25 protein-coding genes are annotated in these 23996 nt (G+C 61.5%); 11 read left to right on the top strand and 14 right to left on the bottom strand.

Annotated features, from left to right (window positions below; all coding sequences use genetic code 11):
* Positions 1–121: 121 nt before the first annotated feature.
* Genes KBY72_RS00685 through secF form a run of 3 tightly spaced genes read left to right on the top strand, consistent with a single transcriptional unit; the run spans position 122 to position 3587 of the window.
* A complete protein-coding gene (locus KBY72_RS00685; protein WP_254992928.1) occupies positions 122–1105 on the top strand; it encodes a pyruvate dehydrogenase complex E1 component subunit beta in 984 nt (327 codons plus the stop codon).
* Between the two features lie 2 nt (positions 1106–1107).
* Positions 1108–2610, top strand: coding sequence for a protein translocase subunit SecD (gene secD / locus KBY72_RS00680; RefSeq protein WP_254959925.1), 1503 nt, complete (start codon positions 1108–1110; stop codon positions 2608–2610).
* Positions 2610–3587 (top strand): protein translocase subunit SecF, encoded by a 978-nt coding sequence (gene secF / locus KBY72_RS00675; protein WP_254959926.1) that lies wholly within the window; start codon positions 2610–2612, stop codon positions 3585–3587. The genes secD and secF overlap by 1 nt, the downstream gene beginning before the upstream one ends.
* 270 nt (positions 3588–3857) lie before the next feature.
* Here the strand turns inward: secF and KBY72_RS00665 are convergent, their stop codons facing one another.
* From KBY72_RS00665 to mnmH, 4 genes are read right to left on the bottom strand one after another with little or no spacing between them, the layout of a single operon-like run.
* Positions 3858–4859, bottom strand: coding sequence for an AI-2E family transporter (locus KBY72_RS00665; RefSeq protein WP_254959927.1), 1002 nt, complete (start codon positions 4857–4859; stop codon positions 3858–3860).
* A 4-nt stretch (positions 4860–4863) separates the two neighbouring features.
* Positions 4864–5952, bottom strand: coding sequence for an AI-2E family transporter (locus KBY72_RS00660; RefSeq protein WP_254992927.1), 1089 nt, complete (start codon positions 5950–5952; stop codon positions 4864–4866).
* 4 nt (positions 5953–5956) lie between these two features.
* On the bottom strand, positions 5957–6328 hold the full coding sequence (gene psb28, locus KBY72_RS00655) for a photosystem II reaction center protein Psb28 (RefSeq protein ID WP_106501844.1): 372 nt from the start codon (positions 6326–6328) through the stop codon (positions 5957–5959).
* Positions 6329–6353: 25 nt separating this feature from the next.
* Positions 6354–7421: a tRNA 2-selenouridine(34) synthase MnmH gene (mnmH, locus tag KBY72_RS00650; protein ID WP_254959929.1), complete on the bottom strand. Its 1068-nt coding sequence runs from the start codon at positions 7419–7421 to the stop codon at positions 6354–6356.
* Between the two features lie 68 nt (positions 7422–7489).
* Here mnmH and KBY72_RS00645 point away from each other — a divergent pair, with 68 nt between their 5' ends.
* Positions 7490–8218 (top strand): GUN4 domain-containing protein, encoded by a 729-nt coding sequence (locus KBY72_RS00645; RefSeq protein ID WP_254959930.1) that lies wholly within the window; start codon positions 7490–7492, stop codon positions 8216–8218.
* Positions 8219–8240: 22 nt separating this feature from the next.
* Complete coding sequence (locus KBY72_RS00640) at positions 8241–8723, top strand: ATP-binding protein (RefSeq protein WP_254992926.1); 483 nt, start codon at positions 8241–8243, stop codon at positions 8721–8723.
* Here the strand turns inward: KBY72_RS00640 and KBY72_RS00635 are convergent.
* A complete protein-coding gene (locus KBY72_RS00635) occupies positions 8650–8922 on the bottom strand; it encodes a DUF6439 family protein (protein WP_315859510.1) in 273 nt (90 codons plus the stop codon). The genes KBY72_RS00640 and KBY72_RS00635 overlap by 74 nt on opposite strands.
* 115 nt (positions 8923–9037) lie before the next feature.
* On the opposite strand from KBY72_RS00635, the gene KBY72_RS00630 reads away from it, so the two are divergent.
* Positions 9038–9307 carry a hypothetical protein gene (locus KBY72_RS00630; RefSeq protein ID WP_254959932.1) on the top strand — a complete coding sequence of 90 codons (270 nt, stop codon included), beginning with the start codon at positions 9038–9040 and terminating at the stop codon, positions 9305–9307.
* Here the strand turns inward: KBY72_RS00630 and KBY72_RS00625 are convergent.
* On the bottom strand, positions 9304–10362 hold the full coding sequence (locus KBY72_RS00625) for a class I SAM-dependent methyltransferase (protein WP_254959933.1): 1059 nt from the start codon (positions 10360–10362) through the stop codon (positions 9304–9306). The genes KBY72_RS00630 and KBY72_RS00625 overlap by 4 nt on opposite strands.
* Before the next feature lie 139 nt (positions 10363–10501).
* Here KBY72_RS00625 and KBY72_RS00620 point away from each other — a divergent pair, with 139 nt between their 5' ends.
* Positions 10502–10744 carry a hypothetical protein gene (locus tag KBY72_RS00620; protein ID WP_254941094.1) on the top strand — a complete coding sequence of 81 codons (243 nt, stop codon included), beginning with the start codon at positions 10502–10504 and terminating at the stop codon, positions 10742–10744.
* Positions 10745–10772: 28 nt separating this feature from the next.
* On the opposite strand, the gene glnA is transcribed toward KBY72_RS00620, so the two are convergent.
* Positions 10773–12191, bottom strand: coding sequence for a type I glutamate--ammonia ligase (gene glnA, locus KBY72_RS00615; RefSeq protein WP_254959935.1), 1419 nt, complete (start codon positions 12189–12191; stop codon positions 10773–10775).
* 208 nt (positions 12192–12399) lie between these two features.
* On the opposite strand from glnA, the gene KBY72_RS00610 reads away from it, so the two are divergent.
* Together KBY72_RS00610 and KBY72_RS00605 are read left to right on the top strand one after the other, a co-directional pair.
* Positions 12400–12918 (top strand): allophycocyanin subunit beta, encoded by a 519-nt coding sequence (locus tag KBY72_RS00610; protein WP_254960000.1) that lies wholly within the window; start codon positions 12400–12402, stop codon positions 12916–12918.
* A gap of 47 nt (positions 12919–12965) precedes the next feature.
* Complete coding sequence (locus KBY72_RS00605) at positions 12966–14159, top strand: pyridoxal-phosphate-dependent aminotransferase family protein (protein WP_396121801.1); 1194 nt, start codon at positions 12966–12968, stop codon at positions 14157–14159.
* Here the strand turns inward: KBY72_RS00605 and KBY72_RS00600 are convergent.
* Positions 14122–14610: a nucleoside deaminase gene (locus tag KBY72_RS00600; protein ID WP_254959936.1), complete on the bottom strand. Its 489-nt coding sequence runs from the start codon at positions 14608–14610 to the stop codon at positions 14122–14124. The genes KBY72_RS00605 and KBY72_RS00600 overlap by 38 nt on opposite strands.
* A 93-nt stretch (positions 14611–14703) precedes the next feature.
* On the opposite strand from KBY72_RS00600, the gene KBY72_RS00595 reads away from it, so the two are divergent.
* Complete coding sequence (locus KBY72_RS00595; protein ID WP_254959937.1) at positions 14704–16119, top strand: pyridoxal phosphate-dependent decarboxylase family protein; 1416 nt, start codon at positions 14704–14706, stop codon at positions 16117–16119.
* Positions 16120–16298: 179 nt separating this feature from the next.
* Here KBY72_RS00595 and KBY72_RS00590 read toward each other — a convergent pair whose 3' ends face one another.
* The 4 genes from KBY72_RS00590 to KBY72_RS00575 are packed head-to-tail and all read right to left on the bottom strand — an operon-like array spanning position 16299 to position 21042.
* On the bottom strand, positions 16299–17846 hold the full coding sequence (locus tag KBY72_RS00590) for a DUF697 domain-containing protein (RefSeq protein WP_409995471.1): 1548 nt from the start codon (positions 17844–17846) through the stop codon (positions 16299–16301).
* Between the two features lie 10 nt (positions 17847–17856).
* Positions 17857–20022: a transglycosylase domain-containing protein gene (locus KBY72_RS00585; protein ID WP_254959938.1), complete on the bottom strand. Its 2166-nt coding sequence runs from the start codon at positions 20020–20022 to the stop codon at positions 17857–17859.
* Positions 20003–20470, bottom strand: a complete 468-nt coding sequence (lspA, locus tag KBY72_RS00580) for a signal peptidase II (RefSeq protein WP_254959939.1) — start codon at positions 20468–20470, stop codon at positions 20003–20005. The genes KBY72_RS00585 and lspA overlap by 20 nt, the downstream gene beginning before the upstream one ends.
* Positions 20467–21042, bottom strand: coding sequence for a biotin transporter BioY (locus KBY72_RS00575; protein ID WP_254959940.1), 576 nt, complete (start codon positions 21040–21042; stop codon positions 20467–20469). Before KBY72_RS00575 ends, lspA begins: the two co-directional genes overlap by 4 nt.
* Before the next feature lie 105 nt (positions 21043–21147).
* On the opposite strand from KBY72_RS00575, the gene KBY72_RS00570 reads away from it, so the two are divergent.
* Positions 21148–21393, top strand: a complete 246-nt coding sequence (locus KBY72_RS00570; protein WP_254992925.1) for an NAD(P)H dehydrogenase assembly family protein — start codon at positions 21148–21150, stop codon at positions 21391–21393.
* Between the two features lie 21 nt (positions 21394–21414).
* Here KBY72_RS00570 and KBY72_RS00565 read toward each other — a convergent pair whose 3' ends face one another.
* Both KBY72_RS00565 and KBY72_RS00560 read right to left on the bottom strand, forming a co-directional pair.
* Positions 21415–22719: a M16 family metallopeptidase gene (locus KBY72_RS00565; protein WP_254959942.1), complete on the bottom strand. Its 1305-nt coding sequence runs from the start codon at positions 22717–22719 to the stop codon at positions 21415–21417.
* A complete protein-coding gene (locus tag KBY72_RS00560) occupies positions 22716–23984 on the bottom strand; it encodes a M16 family metallopeptidase (protein WP_254959943.1) in 1269 nt (422 codons plus the stop codon). The genes KBY72_RS00565 and KBY72_RS00560 overlap by 4 nt, the downstream gene beginning before the upstream one ends.
* Positions 23985–23996: the final 12 nt, after the last annotated feature.

Below are 23996 nucleotides of genomic sequence, written 5' to 3'. Positions count from 1 at the left end.
CACGATCTGGGTTTGCTGGTAACGCTGCTGCTCCCCGGCATGCTGCTTTCGGTGTTGCTGCTCTCAACCTTCGCCGCCGGCGGCTGAGATAGGTTGGCAGCTAAATGGTGCAAGCCCAGACGTGGCAGAGACGCTGCTGTTCAATGCCCTTCGGGAAGCCATCGACGAGGAGATGGCTAGAGATCCTTACGTCTGCGTGATGGGTGAGGATGTCGGCCAATACGGCGGCTCTTACAAGGTCACCAAGGATCTCTACGAGAAATATGGTGAGCTGCGGGTGCTGGACACCCCGATCGCCGAAAACTCTTTTGCTGGTATGGCGGTTGGTGCGGCCATGACGGGGCTGCGCCCAATCGTCGAAGGCATGAATATGGGCTTCCTGCTGCTTGCCTTCAACCAAATCTCCAACAACATGGGGATGCTGCGTTACACCAGCGGCGGTAATTACACCATTCCCACTGTCGTGCGGGGGCCTGGCGGGGTTGGTCGCCAGCTGGGCGCTGAGCACAGCCAGCGACTTGAGGCCTATTTCCACGCCGTACCCGGTATCAAAATTGTGGCGGTGAGCACTCCCACCAATGCCAAAGGCTTGATGAAGGCAGCGATCCGCGACAACAACCCCGTGCTCTTTTTCGAGCACGTGCTGCTGTACAACCTTTCGGAAGATATTCCAGAAGGTGATTACATCTGTGCCCTTGACCAGGCCGAGGTTGTGAAGGCTGGATCGGATGTCACGATTCTCACCTACTCACGCATGCGTCATCACTGTCTCAAGGCTGTCGAGCAGTTGGAGGATGCTGGGGTGAGCGTGGAGCTGATTGATCTAATCAGCCTTAAGCCCTTTGATATGGAGACCATATCCGCCTCGATTCGCAAAACTCACAAGGTGATTGTGGTGGAGGAATGTATGAAGACAGGCGGCATCGGGGCTGAATTGCTCGCCTTAATTACGGAAAATTGTTTTGATGAGCTTGATGCCCGGCCGATTCGGTTGTCTTCCCAGGACATCCCCACTCCCTACAACGGTGCCCTGGAAAACCTGACGATCATTCAGCCCCATCAGATTGTTGATGCGGCCCAGCAGCTCGTCGCAGGAAAGATCTAGATATGGTTCGTCAACAGGGGTGGTTTGCCCTGATCCTTGCCTTGGCAATTGCGGCCGGGGCCTTGCTCTTCAACTTTCCTTTGCAGCTGGGACTGGATCTGCGTGGCGGCAGCCAGCTCACCCTGGAGGTGCTTCCTGCCGGTGCTGTCAAGAGAGTTCAGAAAGAACAACTAGAGGCGGTCAAGGAGGTGCTGGAGCGGCGCATCAATGGCCTGGGCGTTGCCGAGTCCACTCTCCAGACCGTTGGTGAAGACCAACTGGTACTTCAGCTCCCAGGAGAACAGGACCCAAGCCGGGCCGCAAAAGTACTAGGAACCACGGCCCTGTTGGAGTTCCGGGCCCAGAAGCCAGGTACTGAGCAGGAGATGCAGGGTTTGTTGCAGCTGAAGCGTCAGGTGCAGTCCGTGCTCAACCAGAAACGTGCTCGAGCAGCGGCGGCCTCAGATCGTCAGAGCCCACCTCCCGAGATTCAACTCAAGGCTGAGGATCTTGCCCAGGCTATGCAGAAGCTAGGCCTCAGCGTGCCCGCCGGCAGCAGTGAAAGTGACCAGCTCGATTTGTTGTTGAGCACCGTAAACAGCAAGATCGTCGCCCTCTACGAACCTGCCACACTCACCGGCAAGGATCTCACCACAGCCGGGCGCCAACAGCAACAAACGGGCTCAGGATGGGATGTGACCCTTTCGTTCAACCGGGAGGGAGGTGACAAGTTCGCTGCCCTGACCAAGTCGATCGCCGGCACGAGACGTTTGCTTGGGATTGTCCTGGATGGCCGTTCCATCAGCGAGGCCAGTGTTGGCCCTGAGTTCAAGGTTGCCGGCATCTCTGGCGGATCAGCCAGCATCACCGGCAATTTCAGCGCCGAAGAGTCCCGTGACCTGGAGGTGCAACTGCGGGGTGGCTCCTTGCCCCTTCCGATCAAAGTGGTGGAGGTCCGCACGGTCGGTCCCTCGCTGGGGGCCGAGAACATCCGCACCAGCTTGGTAGCGTCTCTATCCGGTTTGGCCCTAGTAGCGGTGTTCATGGCCGTGACCTACCGGCTGCCGGGCATCGTGGCGGTGGTGGCACTGAGCCTCTACGCACTGTTCAACCTGGCTGTCTATAGCCTGATTCCAGTCACTCTCAGCCTGCCGGGGATTGCTGGGTTCATCCTTTCGATCGGCATGGCTGTTGATGCCAACGTGCTGATCTTCGAGCGCATCAAGGAGGAGCTGCGAGCAGGAAATACCCTAATTCGCTCTATCGATACTGGGTTTTCCCTGGCCTTGTCCTCGATCGTGGATGGCCACGTCACCGGTTTGATCAGCTGTGCAGCGCTGTTCGCGCTTGGCACCGGCCTTGTTAAGGGGTTTGCCGTGACCCTCGCCATCGGTCTGCTGCTAAGCCTCTTCACCTCACTTACTTGCACCCGCAGCTTGATTCGGGTCTTGATGAGCTATCCGGCCCTGCGTCGCACCATCTATTTCCTGCCCCATGCCCAGTTGCCCCTGGGTGCCAAATCCTGATGTCCAGTTCCGTGTCTACAACCACAGCACCAACCCCCCGTTTTCGCATCAGCCGCTATCGCAAGCTGGCCTGGTGGGTCTCGGGCCTGGCCTGTCTATTTAGTCTGCTGGGATTGCTGCTCTGCTTGCTCAACCCGGCAATTGCCTCCCCCTTGAAGCCGGGTCTTGATTTCACTGGCGGCACCCAGATTCAGATCGAACGGCGCTGTCCCGCTCCTGCCTGCTCCGCCATCACCGCTGCACAGGTTCAGTTGCAACTGGCCGGTGTCACCTTGCCCCCCCAGGCAGGAGATGCCCCGCCCCGCTTGACTGGGACTGCTGTTCAGGTGCTCGACCAGGGACGCTCCCTGGTGATTCGGCTGCCAGCCCTGAGTCCAACCCAGAGCAACGCCGTGATTGCAGCTATTTCAGTCACCGTTGGTCCCCTGGACCCCGCAGGCACATCGGTGAATACCATCGGTCCAACGCTCGGGGCTCAGCTTCTGCAGGGCAGCCTGATTTCTCTGCTGGTGAGCTTTGCGGCTATCTCCCTCTACATCGCCGTCCGCTACGACTTGCTATTCGCCTTCCTTGCATTGCTTTGCCTGGCCCATGACGTGTTGATCACTTGCGGGGTGTTTGCCTGGTTGGGACTAGTGGCGGGCATTGAGGTCGATTCTCTGTTTGCTGTTTCCTTGATCACTGTGGCTGGTTATTCGGTCACCGACACCGTGGTGGTATTCGACAGGATTCGCGAGCAGAAGACCAGCCTGGCCCACTTACCGCTTCAGCAGCAGGTGGATGTGGCGGTGGATGCAACCTTGACCCGCTCCCTCTACACCTCTTTGACCACCCTATTGCCACTGCTGGGTCTGATTTTCTTCGGGGGCAGCAGCTTGTTCTGGTTCTCGGTGGCGTTGGCCATCGGTATTGCCGTGGGCAGCTGGTCCAGCATTGGTGTGGCCCCCACTTTGTTACCGGTATTGTCCCGTCGCTAATCAGAACTCTGCTCATCTTGAAAGGCTGGGCCGCCGCAGCCTGAGAATCTCCATTGTGCCCATCTTGCTAGCTCTGCTTGCTCTTCTAGATCTGCGAGTCGAGCTGCAGCTACTAGCAGACAACTTCACCTTGTCTTCCTTGGCGGCAGCGGTTCGCAATCATCTCCTGGCTACCGCAGTGCTGTTGTTGTTGCCATCGCTATTGCATCACTACCGCCAAAGGCCATAACAATAATTCCAGTGGGCATTCCAATTGAACACTAAGAGTGATCAATCCCAGTGATCCATCACTTCCTTTACCAATACTTCTTCAAAGAGAACTTGCAGCACAACCACTAAGGGCAAGGCAAGTAGCACTCCTGGCAGCCCAAGCAGAGCTCCCAGGCATAGCTGGGCAGTGAGTGCGACGGTGGGCAGCAAATTGACGGTTCGCCGTAGCAAAACAGGCGTAAGCAAAAAGGCTTCAGCGTTCTGCAAAATCAGCCGCAGCACTAGCACCTGCAGCATTTTTGCTGGTGATACCAGCAACCCCACCGCCAGGGGCAGCAAGGTGGCAGCGGTGGGGCCAATCGTGGGCACGAAGGTAAGCAGGCCGCAAACAAGGGAGCTCAATAGGGCCAACGGCACTCCCAACAGGGCTAGCCCGGCCCAGGTGAGCAGAAACACGCTCACGGCAGAAAGGGTCATGCCAGCTAGCCAGCCACCTAGAGCCTGGCGGGATTCACCCAGCAGATGTTTCATCTGGGGGCGCCAGAAGCTGGGAGTAAGGGAAACAATCACCTTTTGATGACTGCGAGGATCCAGGGCCAGAAGAATCGCCAGTAAGGCCATCAACAACATCTGGATAGTGGTGTTTGCGGCGCCGCCGGCCAGGCCAAGCAGCTGGCCGCCTAGGGGCTGGAGCCGCTCCCATGTACCAAGCGCCATCAACTGCTGCTCCAGATCAGGCAGCCAATCCACCTGGCGGGCCAGGCTGCTCAGCCGCAAAGCCAAGACAGGCAAAAGGGTGGTCAATTGTTTGATCTGCTCCAGCAGCTCAGGTAGCAACAGCTGGCCCAGCACGCCGCCGAGCAACACCAGTGAAACCAGCACCACAATTAAGGCGGCTGGGCGATTCAGAGGCAGGAGGCGTCGCAGCAGGGTGATCGGTACGTCAAGGGCGACAGCCAGCACTACGGCACCGAACAGCACAAGCAGCACCCAGCGCAATTCCCAAGTGAGCAGCCCGATAACAATCAGGGCTAGTGCTCCAAGCACTGTGCGGCCGTTCATTGCGTCAGCCTGTCAGGCGCAGACGTTTCCATGGGTCCAGGATGTCGTGAATCAGTAGTTCGCGCACCATCACCTGCAGGCAAACCGCTAACGGCAAGGCCAGCAGCAGCCCCAGCGGTCCGAACACAACCGTGAACAGGAGCTGGGCCGTGAGGGTGAAGCCAGGCAGCAGCTTGAGCTGGTGATGCATCACCGAAGGTGTAATTAGATAGCTCTCCAGGTTTTGAACAGCGACATAAAGCGCTAGCACCGCTGCTGCTTTCCAGGGAGCATCTAATAGGGCCACGGACATAGGAAAAACCGTGCTTAGGGTTGGTCCAATGTTGGGAATGATGTTTAGCAGGCCTGCAAGCAAGGCGTTTGCTGCCACCAACTTCACCCCGAGCAAACTCAAGCCGATAGCCGCCAGGATGCCGACGCAAAGTGAGCTGATTAACACCCCCACCATCCAGGCACTTAGGGCATCTCCGCATTGCATCAAAACCTGACGGAAGCGGCGCCGGTAAAAAGATGGCACTAGCAGCACACCCACCTCTAGGTAGGCAGTTGGCTGAACAGCCACCATCACAGCAACGGCAACTACAAACAGGATCTGCAGCAGGCCGGTGCCAACTCCACCTGCAAGCCCAAGCAGGCGCAGGGCGCCGCCGCCCAAGCTGCTGCTCAGGCGGGGAGAGAGGCCTGGGGTACCACCAGCGTCGCTACCAACCAGCCCATCTCGCAGCCAGGACAGGCCACCATCCCCGCTGCCATAAATCATTTGAGAAACCTGCGCTAGACCATTTCTCAAGAGATCCAACAGGGTTTCGGCTGCTGCCGGCAACTTGCCGAGCAACTGGCTGAATTGGTCAACAAAAGGGGGGATCACCACGGTGGCAGCCACGGCCAACACCAGAAGTACCGTGCCCAAGCTGAGCAGGAGAGCCAGCGGCCTGGAGCACCCGAGCCGGGAGCGGATCGATCCCACCAGGGTGCACAGGGCCATAGCCAACACCACGGCGGCAAACAGGTAAATCAGGCTCTGACGCAAGCTCCAAAGCAGCACCAGAGATGCCACCAATGCCAACAGGCCTAACCACTGGCCGAATTTCAAGGGCTCAGGCCTCGTCCTGCTCGGGCTGATCATCATCTTTATTACCCGAGAAGCCCAGGTCGTGGCTGTCGGCGTAGCGCTGGGCGAAGCGCATGAAGCGATCGAAATCCTCCGTGCTCTTCCAGGTGAAGGTGCACTCCAAGGCGCTGGCCTTGCCGTTGACGAAGCGGGCCTTCACTTCACGGGTCACCAGCTCGCCTTCCTCATCCACCAGAAACATGCCGGTAATGTCGCCCATGCTTTCGGGAGCAAGGGCATCGGGCTCGTCGAATACGAAAAGGGCCTGGCCGGTACGGCCGTCCCGCGAGCGGGTGAGGCGGATGTCGGGCACGACCGGCTCATCCACCCCACGGAAGAACTGAATGGCGGCGCCCATGGCAAGAGGGGGACAAAAATCAATCCTAGGAGCCCGCCTTAACTGACTCCCCACAGACCTGCTCCCACCAGGGAGCTGGTTTCAGCAATTCAGCTGCAGCTGCATCGGGGTCTAGTCCGCCCAAATCGAAGCTGGCCAACAGGGGTTTAGCTCGCCTGCTGAGCTCGTTGTCGTAGCACCGGTCGTAGTAGTCGAGCATCTGCCGGCAGGCAGTAGCCCAGTCTTGAGAGGCGATCGCCTCCAGAGCTGTTGCCGTGCGCTGGGGGCCAAGCCGCCGGGCGATGCGTTCGGTGGCGAGGCGCAAGGACTCCTCCCCTTGATTGCCGTATACCGCAACCAGTTGCTCAACCCGCTCCGCCATAGGACGTTGGATCTCAACAGCCGGCGCCTCACCCATTTGGCGCCACAAGCCCGCGGGTATACGGCAGCGACCGACTTGGGCGCTTTCGGCCTCTAGCCAGATCGGTGCCTGGCCGGCGCTGGCCGTAAGGCTTGCAGCCAGTAGGTTCTCGTAGTGCTCCGTGCTCGGTTGCGGGGGTTGGCCCAAGCCGCCGAAACTGCTGCCTCGGTGATTGGCTAATCCCTCCAGATCAACGACCGCCTGCCCTCTTCGGCGAAGGGCATACAACAGGTCGGTTTTGCCCGTGCCGGTGCGACCGCCGAGCACGAGTAGGGGCCAGGCGGACTCAAAACAGTCCAACACCCAGCGGCGGTAGGCCTTGTAGCCGCCTTCCAACAGCAAAACGGGCAGCTCGAGGGTGCTGGCCAGCCAACCCATGCTGCCTGAGCGCATGCCACCTCGCCAGCAGTGCAGGCGCAGGGGCTTGTCTGCTTCAGCAAGCTCCAATAGGGCCTGGGCAAGGGATGGCAACTTCAGGCCAACCAGTTCAAGGCCCAGTTGCACGGCAAGCTGCCGTCCCTGCTGCTTGTAGACAGTGCCAACTTGGGCTCGCTCCTCGTTGCTAAACAGAGGCAGGTTGGCCGCTCCGGGCACATGACCCTGTTTAAACTCCCCAGGGCTGCGCACGTCAACGATCGGCCCCTTAGCCGCCAGGAATTCGTTCACACCTTGGGGAGGGCAGGGGCCCGGCATCACTGTTGAAGATCTCAGCTGACATAGTGGGTCACGCTGGCACTGCTTCAGGCTCGGCTTCCATTTCCATGCTTTCCGGACCTCCGGTCACCGCCACTACCGGCACCAGCCCTGGGGCCCTGCTTGAGAGCTTTCAAGCAGGCAATCCCCGTCAAAGGCGTGCTCTGCTGGCAACCCTGCAGCAGCAGCGCCATATTTTGCGGCACTTAATTCCAGACCATCTGGCCGGTGTTGATGCCACCGGAGATGACTGGGCAGCTGGTTTCTTAATTCAGCTCCTGCTCGATGAACAGGATGGGCTGCGCGAAGAGTTTCTGGCCCGCTACCCCGACGGCTGGCTTGCCACCGTGTCGGCCCGTGGCCTGGACTACGCGCCCCTGCAACGGGCCTTGATGGCTCAGCAGTTTGAGGAAGCCGATCGAATCACCAGCCGCTTGCTGCGGGAGCTCGCCGGCCCAGAAGCCATCCGCCGCGGGTATGTGTACTACAGCGAGGTGCCGCCGATAGCCTCCGCCGACCTAGACAGCCTCGATCGGCTCTGGGTCTGTTTTTCACGCGGCCGTTTTGGCTTCTCGGTGCAGGGCAAGTTGCTACGCAGTTGTAATGGCCGCTGGGAGCTGCTCTGGCCCAAGTTGGCCTGGAAGGAGGCAGGCCGCTGGACCCGCTATCCCGGCTCCTTTCAGTGGTCCATTGAGGCCCCTGAGGGCCACATGCCCCTTGTCAATCAACTGCGCGGTGTGCGGCTGATGGATGCCCTGCTCAACCACCCAGCTCTGCAACAGCGGATCAGGCCCTGAGCAAGGGTGCAGGCAGCGGCGTATGGTCAAAACGGCACCTGCGTATCTCAGCCCGATGGCCCTGCGCTGGTCGGACTTCATCACGCCTTCAACGCTGCAGCTAGCACCGCTGTTGGAACTGTTGATTGAGCCCATTCGCTGCCTGCAGCTTCAAGGCCAGGTGCAGCTTGGCCTGCAAGAAGCACTGGTCAATGCGGTCCGCCATGGCAACGGGTGCGACCCGGCCAAATGCTTGAGAGTGCGGCGCATTGAAACCCCCAACTGGCTGGTGTGGCAAGTGCAGGACGAGGGAGCCGGGGTGCCACCAGCAGCTCGCAGCACCAGCCTGCCTGAGCAGCTAGATGCTGCAGGTGGTCGCGGGCTGTTTTTGATTCATCACTGCTTCGACGACGTGCGCTGGAGTAACCGTGGCAACCGGTTGCAACTGGCAGTCAGTCGGCAGCGAGCTTCGTTGCTGGTCCCGGTCGGTGGCTGGGGCAACCAGGATCGCTCAACTCAGACTTGAGCCAGCCGAGCCCATGCTCAACCAACTCGATGGCCTGGCGGCGGGCGTCTGAGGATTGAGGTGCCCCGGGATCATCACCCCTAAGCAGCAGCACCAGGGCTGCAGCAAGCTGCTCAGCGCCGCGCCGGGGGCGTTGGGACTTGAAGGCGTGCCATTCCCGGTCGCCTATGGCCAGATGTCGCTGCAAAGCGACAGCCACCTCTAAGGAGCCTTCTGGCCAGCTTCGTTTCTGCTTGGACAACGGGGTTTGCACTGGACGGCTACAGGCTCAAGGTTCCATCCTGAAGCCTGTAACGCCTCGTTGGGAGCTGGCCATGCCGACGCGACCATTGGGCCACCACTCGGTGCGCCAACCAATTCGCCTACTGCACCTGCTGGATGGGCTGCTCACCCAGGCATCCTTGACGGCTAAAAGCTCCGGGGTCAATCAGCGGCGGCAACGCCAGCGCCTTGAGCTAACCCAGAGATTGCTTGATCCCCTGCCCGAGCAGCTAGCCCCCGCCTATCGCCAGGAGGTGTTGTTTTGGCGTGGGCTGCGCTGGGCCACCGCCGGTCTGCTCCTGGCCTGGATTCTGAAGCGTTAGCGAGGTTTGCGGGCCGTCCAGACCCGAGTCATGAAATGGCTTTGGGCTGTGATGCCATCAAAGCCAGGCTGGGCAAGACGAGCTCCGATGTCATCTGAGATGTAATCGCGGTAATAGGGCTCATGGAAAACCCGCCGGAAGTTCTCCATTACGGCACTGAATTGGGGTGAATCAGCCAGTTGTACGGAGTCGGCAATGACCACAACCCCTCCAGGCTCCAACACCCGGTAGGCCTGATTAATCACGTTCTGGCGTGCCTTCCCCGGCAGCTCGTGGAAAAGAAAAACGCAGGTGACGGCTTGAAAGCTTGCGTCAGCAAAGGGCAGTGCCTCTGCGTTGCCTTGGGTTAGCTGGGGAAGTTCACCGGGCAGCTGACTAAGCCATTTATTGGCCTGGCGCAGGTAGGCACTGGAAAGATCCAATCCCACCAGCTGAGCTTTGGGTAAAGCCGCCCTGATTTGACGCAGGGTGCGACCGGTGCCGGTGGCAAGGTCGAGCACGCGCACCTGGCCGGCTGGCCGATCCGCGAAGGCTTTGATACCCCTCAGCAAGGGAGCAAGCATCCGCCGCCGCATTGGGTCGGCAGTGCCATTAAACAGAATTTCCACCTGCAGGTCGTAGAGCGCCGCGGAGCGGTCGCTTAGGTAGCCGTCAGTCTGGTGATGAAAATTTTGAAGGTAATAGTCGGGATAAATATCTAGATCAACACTGCTAGGCAAATCGCGAACATTGCGCTCCCGGCGGCGATTCCATGTGCTGGGCATATCGAGCCACACCATTGGATACCGACTCGCCCAATCAAGCCAGGGGGCATCGAACAGCAGGGATGGGGGGTAAAGGCCCTGTTCTGCTTCCTGCCAGTCGCGCTCGTGCAATGAATCCATGGCCTGCCTGAGACTGCCCAGCAACTCAGGCGGCATTGGCACGGTTTTGGGGGTGCCATCTGGAGCAAGCAACCCCATAAGCCTGGTGCTCACCTCCTTATGGGTGACCCCAAGCAGCGCCCTGCCCTGCTGCATGGTTTGGTAGGCCAACTTTGTGAGCTGATCGGGCATGGCTAGGCAATGGCTTGCGTCCATTTCAGCGAATTTGAACTGACACCGCGATTGCTGAAGAGCTGTGAAGCTCTAGCTGTTTAGTAGCAACCGCTACCAAAACAGCTGCAGACTGGATCCAGAGAGAGGGGAGCGCGCCATGACCATTGCCCGCCTGCAGAGCCAGCATGCCGATCCTGAATTTCAAACCTGGAGCCTGTTGCACGCACGCGACAACCGCCTCCATGGAGCCGAGCTGGCCCAGATAACCCAGCACCACGATCCCAACCCCGCCGGGGACGCCCTGCATCAGCTCCAGGCCTGGGCTAGGCGCCAGGCCCGCGAAAAGCAAATGCAGGCAAGCGCTATCGCCCACCTGCGCTATTGCCCACCGGCGTCTTAGCCAGCAGGCGTCGTTGCATGGTGCCTTATCAAGCGTCGTAGTACATCACGAACTCGTGGGGGTGGGGTCGCTGGCGTAGCTGCTGCACTTCCTCATATTTAAGGGTTATCCAGTTGTTGATGAAGTCTTCGGTGAAGACGCCACCAGCTAGCAGGTAATCCTTGTCTGCATCGAGGGCCTCAAGGGCACCATTGAGTGAGGCCGGCACAGTGGAGATGCGGGCCAATTCCTCTGGCGAGAGCTCGAACAGATCAACATCGGTGCCATCGCCCGGGTCGATTTGGTTCTTGATGCCATCGATGCCTGCCATCAACATTGCCGCGAAGCCGAGGTAGGGGTTGGACAGGGCATCGCCGGAGCGGAATTCCAGGCGCTTGGCCTTGGGGCTCGGCCCCGTGAGCGGAATGCGAACCGCGGCGGAACGATTGCCCTGGGAATAAACCAGGTTCACCGGAGCCTCGAAGCCTGGCACCAATCGCTTGTAGCTGTTGGTGGTGGGATTGGTGAAGGCAAGGAAACTGGGGGCGTGCTTCAGCAGCCCTCCGATGTACCAACGGGCAGTCTGGGAAAGGTTGGCGTAGGTGCCTTCGCCGAAAAACAGGGGATTGCCACCTCTCCAGAGGCTCTGGTGCACGTGCATGCCACTGCCGTTATCGGCGAACACGGGTTTGGGCATGAAGGTGGCCGTCTTGCCGTACTTACGGGCAACGTTGCGCACTACGTATTTGTAGATCATCACGTTGTCGGCTGCGCTGATCAGCTCGGCAAACTTGATACCCAGCTCATGCTGGGCTGTTGCCACCTCGTGGTGCTGCTTCTCGATCGGCACGCCCAGGCTGCCCATGGTGAGCAACATCTCCGTGCGCATGTCTTGAAGGGTGTCGTTGGGGGCGACAGGGAAGTAGCCCTCCTTCAACTGAATCTTGTAGGCAAGGTTGCCACCCTCCTCGAGGCGCGCGCTATTCCAAGGAGCTTCAACTGAATCGACGCTGTAGAAGCTGCTACCGCTGCCTGAGCTGTAGCGGACGTCGTCGAAGACAAAGAATTCAGGTTCCGGTCCGAAGTAGGCGGTGTCGGCGATACCGGTGGAACCGAGATAGTTGAGGGCTTTCTGGGCCAAGGCCCGGGGGCAACGGCCATAGGGCTTGCCACTGCGGGGCTCCTGGATCGAGCAGATCAGGCTTAGGGTTTTGTGGCTGTAAAAGGGATCGATCCAGGCGGTGTTGGGGTCTGGCACCATCGCCATGTCCGATTCGTTGATCGCCTTCCAGCCCCGAATCGAGGAGCCGTCAAAGGCAACGCCATCGGTGAAGGAGGCCTCGTCGATCAGGTCGCGGCAGACCGTCAGGTGCTGCCACTTGCCATGCAAGTCGACAAACTTGAGGTCGATCAGCTCGATTCCCTCCTCATGGATCTGACGGAGGACGTCTTGGGCTGTTTGGGCCATTACGAACAAGAAGAATGGGTGCCGACCGGTTGCGGCGTCGCCGGACCGTACGGATCGGCTGGACGCTAATTGGTATCGCCCGTAACCAAACTGCCGGCGAGGATTGCGTAACCGTTTCTGTCAACTTCCCCAGAACCCACCCCTGGCCTGGGATTTGGCGGAATGTGAGTGCTAGTTTTCAATGCAGGTGCGTCGATTTGATTCCGCCATGCGCGATGCCATCACTGGTCTGATTGGCCGTTATGACCAGCTCGGCCGCTACTTAGACCGCGATGCGATCGACCGCATCAGCACTTACTACTCCGAATCCAGCGTGCGCCTGGCTGCGGTGGAGCTGATCAACCGTGAGGCTGCAGCCATCGTGCGCGAGGCGTCCCAGCGCCTCTGGCTTGCTGATCCCGAGCTGATCCTGCCCGGTGGCAACGCATACACCACAAGGCGCCTTTCGGCTTGCCTGCGGGACATGGATTACTTCCTGCGTTACGCCAGCTATGCCCTGATCGCCGACGACGCATCGATCCTCAACGAGCGGGTGCTGAATGGTCTCGACGACACCTATAAGAGCCTTGGCGTGCCGAGCGGCCCCACCGTGCGCAGCATTGCCTTGATGGCTGATGTGATCTGCGAGATGCTGCTCGACGCCGGTGTGGCATCCGCGGCAGTGGTTCGGGCCCCCTTTGACCATCTCTGCCGTGGTCTTGGTGCCACCAATCTGCGGGCCCGTTAGGCCCCGGGATTGTTGCTTAGGCTCGATTTACCCGCTCCATCCTGGTCTTGGTTCCCCTGCCCGTGCTGCCACCAGTTAATTCAGCCCATCGCCGCACGCTGGCCCCAATAGCTACGCCAGATCGTCTGCTGCTCGGTCCTGGCCCCTCCAATGCCCATCCCACCGTGCTTCAGGCCCTGGCCCGAATGCCGATTGGTCACCTCGACCCCCTCTACGTCGAGCTGATGGGTGAGGTGCAGGAGCTGCTCCGCTACGCCTGGCAGACAGACAACCGCCTCACCATTCCAATGAGCGGCACCGGCAGTGCGGCCATGGAAGCCAGCCTGGCCAACACAATTGAGCCTGGAGACACCGTTTTGGTGGCCGTGAAGGGCTATTTCGGCCTACGTCTGGCCGACATGGCCGGTCGCTACCGGGCAAATGTTGTGACGATTGAGAAGCCCTGGGGGGAAGCTTTCAGTCTTGCTGAACTCGAGAACGCCGTAGCCACCCATCGGCCCAAAATCCTGGCCATCGTCCACGCCGAAACATCGACCGGGATCTGCCAGCCCATGGAGGGCATAGGCGATCTCTGCCGTCAGCACGACTGCCTGCTCTTGCTTGATACCGTCACTTCCCTTGGTGCGGTGCCCCTCTACCTCGATGAATGGAAGGTAGATCTGGCCTACAGCTGCAGCCAGAAAGGCCTCAGCTGTCCTCCTGGACTGGGTCCCTTCACCATGGGCCCGCGAGCCGAAGCAAAAATGATGGCCCGGGCCGGCAAAGTCCCCAACTGGTACCTGGACGTCACCCTGCTGAATCAGTACTGGGGCAGCGATCGGGTGTACCACCACACGGCGCCAGTCAATATGAATTTCGGCATGCGCGAAGCCCTGCGCCTGCTGGCCGAGGAGGGGCTGGAGGCAGCCTGGGCCCGTCACCGCAGCAATTCCGAGCTCCTATGGGCTGGTCTCGAAGCCCTGGGGCTCGAGCTGCATGCCCCAGCAGCACTGCGCCTACCCACCCTCACCACGGTGCGAATCCCCGCAGGAGTTGACGGCAAAGCCTTCTCCCAGCACCTGCTCACCAAACATGGCATTGAGGTAGGTGGAGGCTTGGGAGCGCTGGCGGGCAAGGTTTGGCGGATCGGCTTGATGGGTTACAACAGCCAGCCTGAAAACGTCGACCTACTGCTCAACCTGTTTGAAACCGAGCTGCCGGCCTTCAGGCCCGCAGTTGCCCCTGCTGCCGTCGCCGCCTAAACCAGCTCGCCAGCAGACCGCTGGCCTCTTCGCCCAAAACCCCTCCGATCACGGTCATGTGGTGATGGGCACTGGGATTGCTGGCTAAGTCAAGGCAACTGCCGAGGGCGCCCCTCTTCGGATCCCTAGCGCCAAAAATGACCGTTCCCATGCGGGCTTGGACCAAGGCACCGGCACACATGGGACAAGGTTCCAGGCTCACCAGCAAGGTGCAGCCATTAAATCGCCAGTCGCCGCGCAAGCGGGCCGCCTGGCCAAGGGCCACCAGTTCGGCGTGGCCAAGGGGATCGCTGTGTTGTTCGCGCCGATTGCTGCCCCAGCCGATGCAGCGTCCCCTTTCATCGAGCACCACAGCGGCGACGGGAATTTCGCCCTGGTTTCCGGCCCGCTCTGCGTGGCGCAGCAGCAGTTGCATCCACTGGCGCTGCAGCTGGGGCCCTAGTGGGCCCATGAGTAGGGAAGGATCCACTGCTTGCTGCCCCAGCACAAACCCACTTGTAGCCCACCTCCACAGGTGAGAATGGCTTGATCCGATCGGTGTTCGTTGGCTAGCGCCCCCCCTGCCCCGCGGGCCAGCCAGCCCCTGCCCTTCGCCAGTCCGGAGCAGCTAGACCCCAGGCTGCAGGACTTTTTAGAGCAGGCTTCACGGCAGCTCTGTGTTTGGCTTGGTAGCGCTGCCGAACGCTCGCCACTGCCAGGCTTGAGCGTTTTGCCACCGGTGGAGCCGGAAGATCACGGTTTGGCTCCGGAGATGCTGCTCGCCGATCTGCAGCTGGTGATGGATGGGGCCTTCAATCCCAACCACCCCGGTGCCCTTGCCCATCTCGACCCACCGCCTCTGCCGGCCTCGGTGGCTGCAGATTTGATCTGCGCCGGCCTCAACAACAACATGTTGGCTGAGGAATTGTCCCCCAGCTTGAGCCGCCTAGAGCGCAGCCTCACGGCCTGGCTGGCTGAGCAGCTAGGCCTGCCTGCGGGTAGTGGCGGTGTGGCCGCCAGCGGCGGCACCCTTTCCAACTTGATGGCTCTGGTCGTGGCGAGACGCCAGCGGGGTCTGGCCATAGATGGCCGGGCAGTGGTGGTAGCAAGCATTGATGCCCATGTCTCCCTCGCTAAAGCACTGGCGGTGATGGGCTTACCGCCTGAGGCCCTGCGGCCGGTGCCAGTAGATAGCCAGGGCCGACTAGATCCAAGCGCTTTGGAGGTGGAGCTTGATCAACTCGAGCGGGCTGGGCTGCCAGTGATCGCGGTAGTTGCCACCGCTGGCACCACTGTTCGGGGGGCAGTCGACCCCCTCAGTGCGATAGCTGGGATTTGCCAGCGGCGCGGCCTGTGGCTGCATGTGGATGGCGCTATCGGGGCCGTGTTCGGCCTGGTGCCTGCCCACCGCCATCGGGTTGCTGGCCTGGAGCAAGCCGATTCGATCACGATCAATCCCCAGAAACTGCTGGGAATCACCAAAACGTCCTCCCTGCTGTTGCTGGCCCGCCCCCAGGCACTGGCGGAGGCGTTTCACACCGGACTGCCCTACATGGAGCCGAGCTGGGGCGGCAGCCACGGCGGTGAAAGTGGCCTGCAGGGCACCCGCCCCGCCGAAATTCTCAAGCTTTGGCTCGGTTTGCGGCAGCTTGGCCTAGTGGGCATCGAAGCGGTGCTCGATGGGGCTATTCAGCGTCGCCGCCAGCTTCAGGCCCTACTGACACCCAACGAGCGGCTGCAGCTGGTCGGTGGCTCCTTCCATCTGCTGGCCTTCACCCCCCAGCAACTTGATGCCGCCGACAGCCAGGTATGGAGCGATCGCACTCGCCAGCGACTGCTCCAGGAGCAGCTGATGCTTTCGCGCCCTCACTACGCCGGGCGCCACCATCTCAAGGCAGTGCTTGGTAACCCCCACACCAAGCCAGCCCACCTCGAGAACCTCGCCAGAGTTGTGCATGCCAGCCTCGATGAAGAATCCTGATACCCCCCCCTTGAGTGAACCCCCTGCTGTGACGACCTCAGGCCGCAGCCACTGGGTCGCGATCGTGACTGGCGCAATTTCGGTATTTATCGGCGTTCTTTATTTGGCCATGATCGTGGTGCTTGATAGCCGGGGACCACTGCAGCCACCACCACCGGAGGCCATGGGCGAGCTGCCGCTCAGTCGGACCCAGGCCTTGGCGGCAAACTCCTCTGCTTTGCCTGCAGCGGCTGCACCACCCGGCTGAAGGCGGCCTTAAGAAAGCGACTCATGGCCCCGTCGCGTCGGCTGAGGTCGTATTGCTGCTGCACAACCTCCTGCACACCGCCGTCGCCCCAGTCTTGGTCGCGCTCGAAGTAGGTGATGAAGCTCAGCCCCGCAACCCGGGTGAGCCAGGCAGCGCTGACCGCCTGAATGGCACGGCTCACGACCAGAGCAGGTACGTTCAGGCTTAGGGCCGCACTAAGCAAGCTGACGCCCCCCTTCACCAGCCCGAGGCCAGCCATGGTGCGTCCAACGGAAAGGGCCAGATCCTGGGCACTCTGGCGACTCATGCTGATGCCATAAATACGGGCGATCTCCACCACCATCTGGGCGTTTACAGCTGCGGCACCGAGCAGGTCCAGGCCAGGTAGGGGTGTGACGGCAAGCACCCCGGCTCCTATCCACATGTAGCGATCAACTATTACCTCGCAGTCGCTGCGTCGCTGCCTGGTCAGCAAGGAGCGGCTCGCCTCACTGAGCCGCCGGCACTGCAACAGCAAGTTGTCGGCAATCAGTTCTTCCCCATCGGCGTGGAGCACGGCCGCGATGCGGCGTAACAGGGCATCGACCTCGGCAGCTGGCTGCAAAGGACGCCCCCCTGGCATAGGCACGCTCTGGGGTGCCGCGCTTGCGGGGATCACGTCTTCGGCCGCAATGTGGTCGCGGCTGCGTTGGCGCAGTAGCTGCAGCAAGCGCGCCTCCTCCTGCTCGCCGCGCAGATCGCACTTGTTGAGCACCAGCATCAACCGCTTTCCCAGACCAGCCAGGGCTTCAAAAACCTCAAGCTCGGCGGCGCGCAGGTCGCCGTCCACCACGAGCAGGAGCAGGTCCGCCTTGCTTGCCTGGTCGCGGGCGAGCCGCTCCCTCTCAAGGCCAGCAGCACCTGCTTCGAGGATGCCGGGCGTGTCGACTAAAACCACGGCTCGCTGCAGGCTGCGCAGCCGCAGGCGATAGCGCTGGGTTTCGCTGGTGGATCCCATGGCAGCTCCCACCTTGCCCACCAGCTCCTGCAGCAGGGCCCGGATCAGAGAGGTCTTGCCTGCAGACCCCGTACCAAAAAGCACAATCACGAGATCGCCCCGTTCCAGCTCGGCCTGCATGCGCTGCCGCTCTTGACGCAGGGCTTCCCGCTCCACCGCATCGCGCACCCGATCGAGGGTTTGATCGATGGCGGCCAGGTTTTGGGCAGCCGCTTCCCGGCGGTTACCCGGTGGCGGCAAGCTGGCAGCAGCTCCTGGCCTGGCCTTGCCGGTAATGGTCCGCAACCACGGCCAGGCCAGTTGCACCAGCAGCAGCACGAAGCCAGCGAAAACAAGGGCAAACAGCGGCTGAACGATCCAGCTCGGCAGATACCAACTCAGTTGCCAGTAGAGGTTGTTGACCCCCTGCAGCAAGGCGCCAACGGCGATCAGGGCCAGCACAGCCAGGCCGGCGATCATCCACAGGCGGGTGCGAGTGCTCACAACTCAGGCATCAGGATCTGGCTGCTCGGATGATCTCGCTCCACAGTCCTGCAGCCAAGGCGCTGCTGGCGCGACTGGGGCTGTTGTCGTCATTACCCAACCAGATACCCACCACCCAATGGCGCTGGGGTTCATAGCCCACAAAGAGCAAATCGCGTCTGTCATTGGTTGTGCCGGTTTTGCCACCCTCCTGACCGCCAAGACTGGCCATCTGGCCCGTACCCCGCTGCACCACGGCTCGAAGCAACTGCTGCATGGCGCGGGCCGTCGCCTCGCTGCTTACCCGGCGTCCCGCCTGGGATGTTGAAGGTACGTTGGCCTGGCGGCACTGGTTTGATGACTGGCCGCTACATGCCTCTCCATCGGTAAGGCGCCGAATTGTGCTGGGGGAATGCCAAACGCCACCGTTGGCGATCGCCGCGTAGGCAGCTGTGAGTTCCAGCAGGGTTACCTCGCTCTGGCCAAGGGCCAATCCGGGCACGGCCGCTAGGGGGCTGGTGAAGCCAAGATCACGGGCTTTCTGCACCATTGCATCAAGACCTACCCGCTGGGCCAGACGCAGCGCTGCCGTGTTGCTACTGATGGCGAAGGCGGATACCAGGCTCAAATTGCCACCACAACCGCTGCTAAAGCTCTGACCGCGCCAACGCAATGGCGAGCAGCTGATTGGATCACTGGGCTTGCCGCCCCGCTCGAGAGCGACCAAGTAGGGAATCAGCTTGAAGGTGCTGCCTGGCTGGCGCAGGGCCATCGTGGCTCGATTGAACTGGCTCTGGCGGTAGTCGCGACCGCCGGCAAGGGCAAGGATGCCGCCTGTGCGCGAATCGAGCACCACCACGGCCCCTTCCCCCACCCCCAGCGACTTGCTGTCGCTAAGTCGTTGGCGCAGCAACCGTTCCACCTGCTCCTGCAGGTTGCGATCCAAATAGGTATCGATCAGGAAATTGCCCTCGGCCGCCACCTCTGCCCCCACTAGCTGATCGAGGTCGCGGCCCACCTGATCTGAATAAAAGGGGACTCCGCGTAGGGAGGTGCTGCTGCGGCAGGCCTGGGGCGAAAGCCGGATTGGGCTACGGCGGCCGCTGCGGGCCTGATCGGCACTGATTCGACCCGTATCTCCCATCTTGGTGAGCACGGCATTGCGGGAGCTCAGGGCCGCCTGGGGATCGAAGCAGGGGTCGTAGCCATTGGGCGAGGGAAGCAGGCCCACCAGTAGGGCGGCCTCCTCAAGCTTTAGGTCGCTGGCGGGCTTACCGAAATAGTGGCGGGAGGCATCCTCAAAACCCCAGCCAACAGCTAGATAAACCCGGTTGAGGTAGCTCAGTAGCAGATCCCGCTTGCTGAAACGGGCCTCAAGCTGTAGCGCCACCAGCAGCTCACGCCACTTACGGCCCAGGGTTTCACCTTGACCCACCTGATCGGGGTACAAGCTGCGGGCCAGTTGCTGGGTGAGAGTGCTGCCCCCCTCCAGTACCCGTCCTCCGAGCACGTTGGTAACAAGGGCTCGGCCCGTACCAACCGGGTCGACGCCAGGATGCCACCAGAAGCGGCTGTCTTCACTGGCAAGCAGGGCATCGATCAACACCCGGGGATAGCCCTGCAAGGCTTTGAGCTCCCGATGCTCTTTGGCCTGGGCTGTTGCGATTGCTTTGCCCTGCCGGTCGTAGAGCACCAGCGGCCCTCTCACCGTGGCGAGGCTGCCGCGTATGGGCACCTGGAGGCCGGAGATGACCTGCAGGCCCAGGCCGCCTAGGGCCGCCGCCGCAAGCATCAAGCTCGTTGCCCGCAGCAACCTTTGCAGCTGGGGCAGGGGACGGATCTGAAAATCGAGCTCAGGCAGTCCCGCCTCCTGGCTGGGGCCGAAGCGCAGGCTGTCGCCGTCGCGAAGCAACAGCTGCTGCACCCGCCTGCCCTGCCACCAGAGGCCGTTGGTTGAGCTGTCGTCGCTTAGCAACCAGTGGGATCCGCGCCGCTCCAGCAGGGCGTGCTGGCGGCTGACCGCCGGATGGTCAACGCAAATTTGGCAGTCTTTGTCGCGCCCGATGCGGTAGATGCCCGGGTGCAGGGGCACCAGGCGCGAGGCTTGGCCCGGTATATGCACCTGGAGTTGGGCTTGCCCGGGCTGGCTGAACCGCTGCCAACGGCGGCCTAGGGCTTCAAACGCCGGCTTGGCCATGGTTACCCAGCAGCTCGATGGCGAAGCAAAGCACCGCCAGGTTTATGGCCACATCGGCCAGGTTGAACACCGGGAAGGAAACCGGCACCAGGGCTAAAAAATCCACCACATAGCCAAGACGCCAGCGATCAAGCCCGTTGCCGAGCGCTCCCCCCAGCAGCAGCCCTATCCCAAGGCTCCGGGTGAGGGTCAAATGACCCTGCCTCTGAATCCAGACAGCCACACCAATGGACACAAGAAGGCTCACAAGGCCGAGTAACTGGGGGTTGCCACTGAACAGGCTGAAGGCAGCTCCAGTGTTGCGGACAAGCTGCAGTGAAAGGAGCCCCGGTAGAAAAGTTGAACTGCTTCCTAGCGGCAGATTGGCGACGGCTAGAGCCTTGCTGAGCTGGTCAAGCAGCAACACCAAGGCAGCGCAGGCGAAGGCGAGGTTGCGCAGCCGTCTCATGACTCCACCAGCAGCAGACGGCGCAGCAGCAGGGCCATCAGGGCTACGGCGCAGCAAAGGAGCAACTGGGGTATCAGGGGCGCCAGGCTGTAGCTGAACAGCAGGATTCCAAGATTTTGTCCCCAGCGGCCAGCCAGTGCTCCCAGCAACAGGTTGGCTATGCCGCAGACCTGCAGGACGCCCAGCCCGACCACTGCGGCGCCAAATAAACCAAGCAGGTCGTCCATGCCCTGCTGGCGCACGAGCTTGCCGGCGAGCCAAGCCGCCGGGATAAAGCCAGCCAGATAACCAAAGCCAGGATCCAACAGGTAGGCGGCACCGCCCCCGCCCTGAAACACAGGCAGTTGGAAGAGGCCCAGGCTCAGGTAAGCAACTGCTGCAAGCATGCCGCTGCGGGGGCCGCAGACCAAGGCGGTGAGCAGCAGGGCTGGCACCTGCAAGGTGATGGGAAGGGTTGTGAGGTTCCAGCCGCCGCTGGCGGCCGGAAGCGGGGCGGCGGCCTGAATCAGCCCGCCTACCAAGATCAGCAGCAGACCGGCGATTGCGCCGCTCCAGGTGGCTAGGGCCCTCAACTGATCACATCGTTTCTGGCTCCCATTTTGGGGGGTCGCGCCAATGGGGCCGCTAACTTCTAGACATCAAGAGAAGCTATGGACGAGCCACTAAGAGCCGAGTCGTTGGAGCCACTGCCTTTCGCCGTGGGGCAACTCCCTTTTGCCGTGGGAGATGCTGTGCAGCTGAAGGGCCGGCCCAACTATCTAAAAACAGCTGATCCCATGCCGATGTTGCGTCCGCCAGACCTGGTGGACAGCGATGAGCAGGGTCAGGTGCTGGCCATTAAGGCGCGCAATCAACTGGCAGTTCGCTTTCGTCGCGGCACATTTTTGCTGGAAGCTGACCAACTACAAGCTGCCGCGCCTTAATCAGGCAATCGGCACGGCCTATCAGGAACTGAGATCGTGGCGTTGCCAGGCCTGTTCTGCGGCGGCTAGGGCTGGCGCTGGACCACAGATGCTGAGGGAGGGAGCCGAAAGCCTGCGGCGAGCTGCCGCCAGCAAGGTGCCTGCATCCAGTTGCTGGGCCCGCTCCAGGCTGTCCTCCACGTAACTCCAGCCCAGGCCATGGCCCAGCACCAGTGCCTGACGATCGGCGATCTGGCCGCAGGTCTGGCGCCCCATGGCGTCCTGGCCGCGGTATTTGGCCTTAGCCAAAGCGAGCTCAGGCAGGCTCAAAGGCTGATCTAGTACTCGTTGCCACTCCTCCAGAAGAGCGGTGGTGGCCTCCTCTGCCCGCTCAGCGGAAGTAGAGAGGTGCCAGATAAAGGGCGTTGCGCCGCGCCGCGCCGGCATGTGAACCCCAACGTCGTAGGCCAGGCCCCGCTCCTCCCTCATGGTGACGAATAGGCGGCTAGACATACCCATGCCCAGGTGGGCCTGAAGCAGCCTCAGGGCCAGCCCATCCGGATCGCCCAGTGGAACGGTAGCGGTACCCAGCATCAGTACCAGTTGCTCAATGTCCTGATCTAAGCAGGCAAAGCGCTCCTGCCCGGAGGCTGCTCCCGGTCCGGCGCCGGGGCTTGGCGGGGCCGTAGTCCAAGGGCACTGATTCAGGAGGGGATTAAGCAGCTGGGGAAGCTCGTCATCCAGATCGCCGCAGGCCACCAAAAGGGCGCCGTTCTGGCCGAGATCAGGCACCAACGCCCCTATCTGTTCGGTGTGCAGGGCAGCTAATTCCCCATCTACACCGAGGGGATCGTGGCCATAGGGCCCATCGCCGTAGAGCATGTGGCGCAGCTGGTCGTGGGCTAGCTGGAACGGATCTTCCCGCTGGCGCTGCAGACTTTGGAGGTTCAGGTCCCGCTCTAGCTCGAGTTGGTCAGGGCTGAGCCAGGGCTGCCTGGCCATTGACAGCAACAGGGGCAGCAGCTCGCTCGTGTCGCTGCTGGCGCACTTGAGGCTGATCACCAGGAAGTCTTCGGCGGCTTCAGCACGCAGGGCCGCCCCGCGACCCTCCACTAGGTCGGCCAAGGCTTCTGGCCCATAGCTGCCGCAGCCGCGGGTCATCAAGCCCGCCAGCAATTGACCAGCACCGCGCTGGCCAGGAAGATCCTGACTGCTGCCTCCCCGTATCCACAGCCTGCAGGCCACGATCGCCGGTCCAGGCCGGCGCTGCCAGATCAGCGGTAGGCCGCCCTGAAGACTGGTGTGCTGCCAGTTGGCCGAGGATGGATGGGTGCTGGTGCTGGTCATGCCGGTACCGCCTCGAGCACGCAGGCCCGGCTGGGATCCAGCAGGGGAACGGCCTGCTGCAGCAATTCGGACGCACTCCAGCAACCAATCTCTTCTAGTGGCAGCTCCAACCTGTGGTGGCGCCCCCAGAGGCGGCTGTTGCCTATCAGGCCAGCCACGCCGCCAGCGGCCTCTAAACCAAAGCGGTAGCCATTGGCCACCAGGCGCTGGGCTCGCTGCCATTCAGCCTCAGCCATACCCTCCTGAAACAGCTCGTACCAGACCGCATCAATCGCTTTGCGAACGGAGGCCAGCTCTTCCGTTTCGCAGATCGCCTCCAGCAGGGCAAAGCTGCCGAACTCCATTACGTGCAGATCGAGATCAATACTTTCCACGATGCGCAGTTGCTCTCGCAGCCTCTCCACTAAGCGGCTGCGGCGCCCCTCGGCCAGCACGGTTGTGAGAAGGTCTGCGCCCATCACGTCGTGCAATTGAGAGGCGGGAGGCAGACCCCAGAGCATCAGTAGGCGCGCCGATTCGAGGCGCGGCACTTCGATCCGGTGCTCCCCTGGCTGCACCAGAAGGGCTGGTCGGCGGCAGGGCTCCTCCACCAGCGGCAATTGGGCCAGGCCACTGGCGTCGATACGTTCGGCCAGGGTCTCCAGCTCGAGGGCGCCGCCCATGGCCAGCACGCAACGGTTGGCGCCATAAAGACGCCGATGGAAGGCGGCCATGGCAGCGGGTGTCTGTTCAAGCAGCAGTTCGCGCTGGCCCAGAATCGGTTCGCCGTAGGCGTGCTTTGGGCAGCCAAGTCGAAGTAACTGCTGCAGAGCGATTTCATCGGGCTGATCTTCGCTCTGGGCCAGCTCCTCGAGCACCACCTGCCTCTCCATGTCGAAGGCTGCAGCATCGAGGCGGGGATGCAGCACCAGATCAAGCAGTAGGTCGAGGGCGTCTGCAGCCGCCTCCGGTGGGATCAAAACGTGGTAGTGAACGTCGTCGAAGCCGGTGGCTGCATTGCTGTTGCCACCCATCGCCTCGATGCGAAGGTCGAATTCACCAGGCCCAAGCCGCTCGCTGCCCTTAAACACCATGTGTTCAAGAAAATGGGCCATGCCGCTTTCTGCGGAAGATTCAAAAACGCTGCCTGCCCGACACCAAAAGTCAAGGCAAACCAGCGGCGAGTCGGGCAAGGACAGGCTGACCACGGTGGCGCCGTTGGCAAGAAGTTGGTCGCTGGGATTAGCCAGGCCTGGCAGCAGGGGCTGGGATGGGGCCAGGGGCAAGGCTCAGATGCG

Origin of the sequence: Cyanobium sp. BA5m-21, from assembly GCF_024346235.1 — a bacterium.
In the GTDB taxonomy this organism is placed as follows: Bacteria; Cyanobacteriota; Cyanobacteriia; order PCC-6307; family Cyanobiaceae; genus Cyanobium_A; species Cyanobium_A usitatum.
The sequence above is the reverse complement of the archived record's forward strand: the minus strand, read 5'-3'. Positions and strand labels throughout refer to the sequence as shown.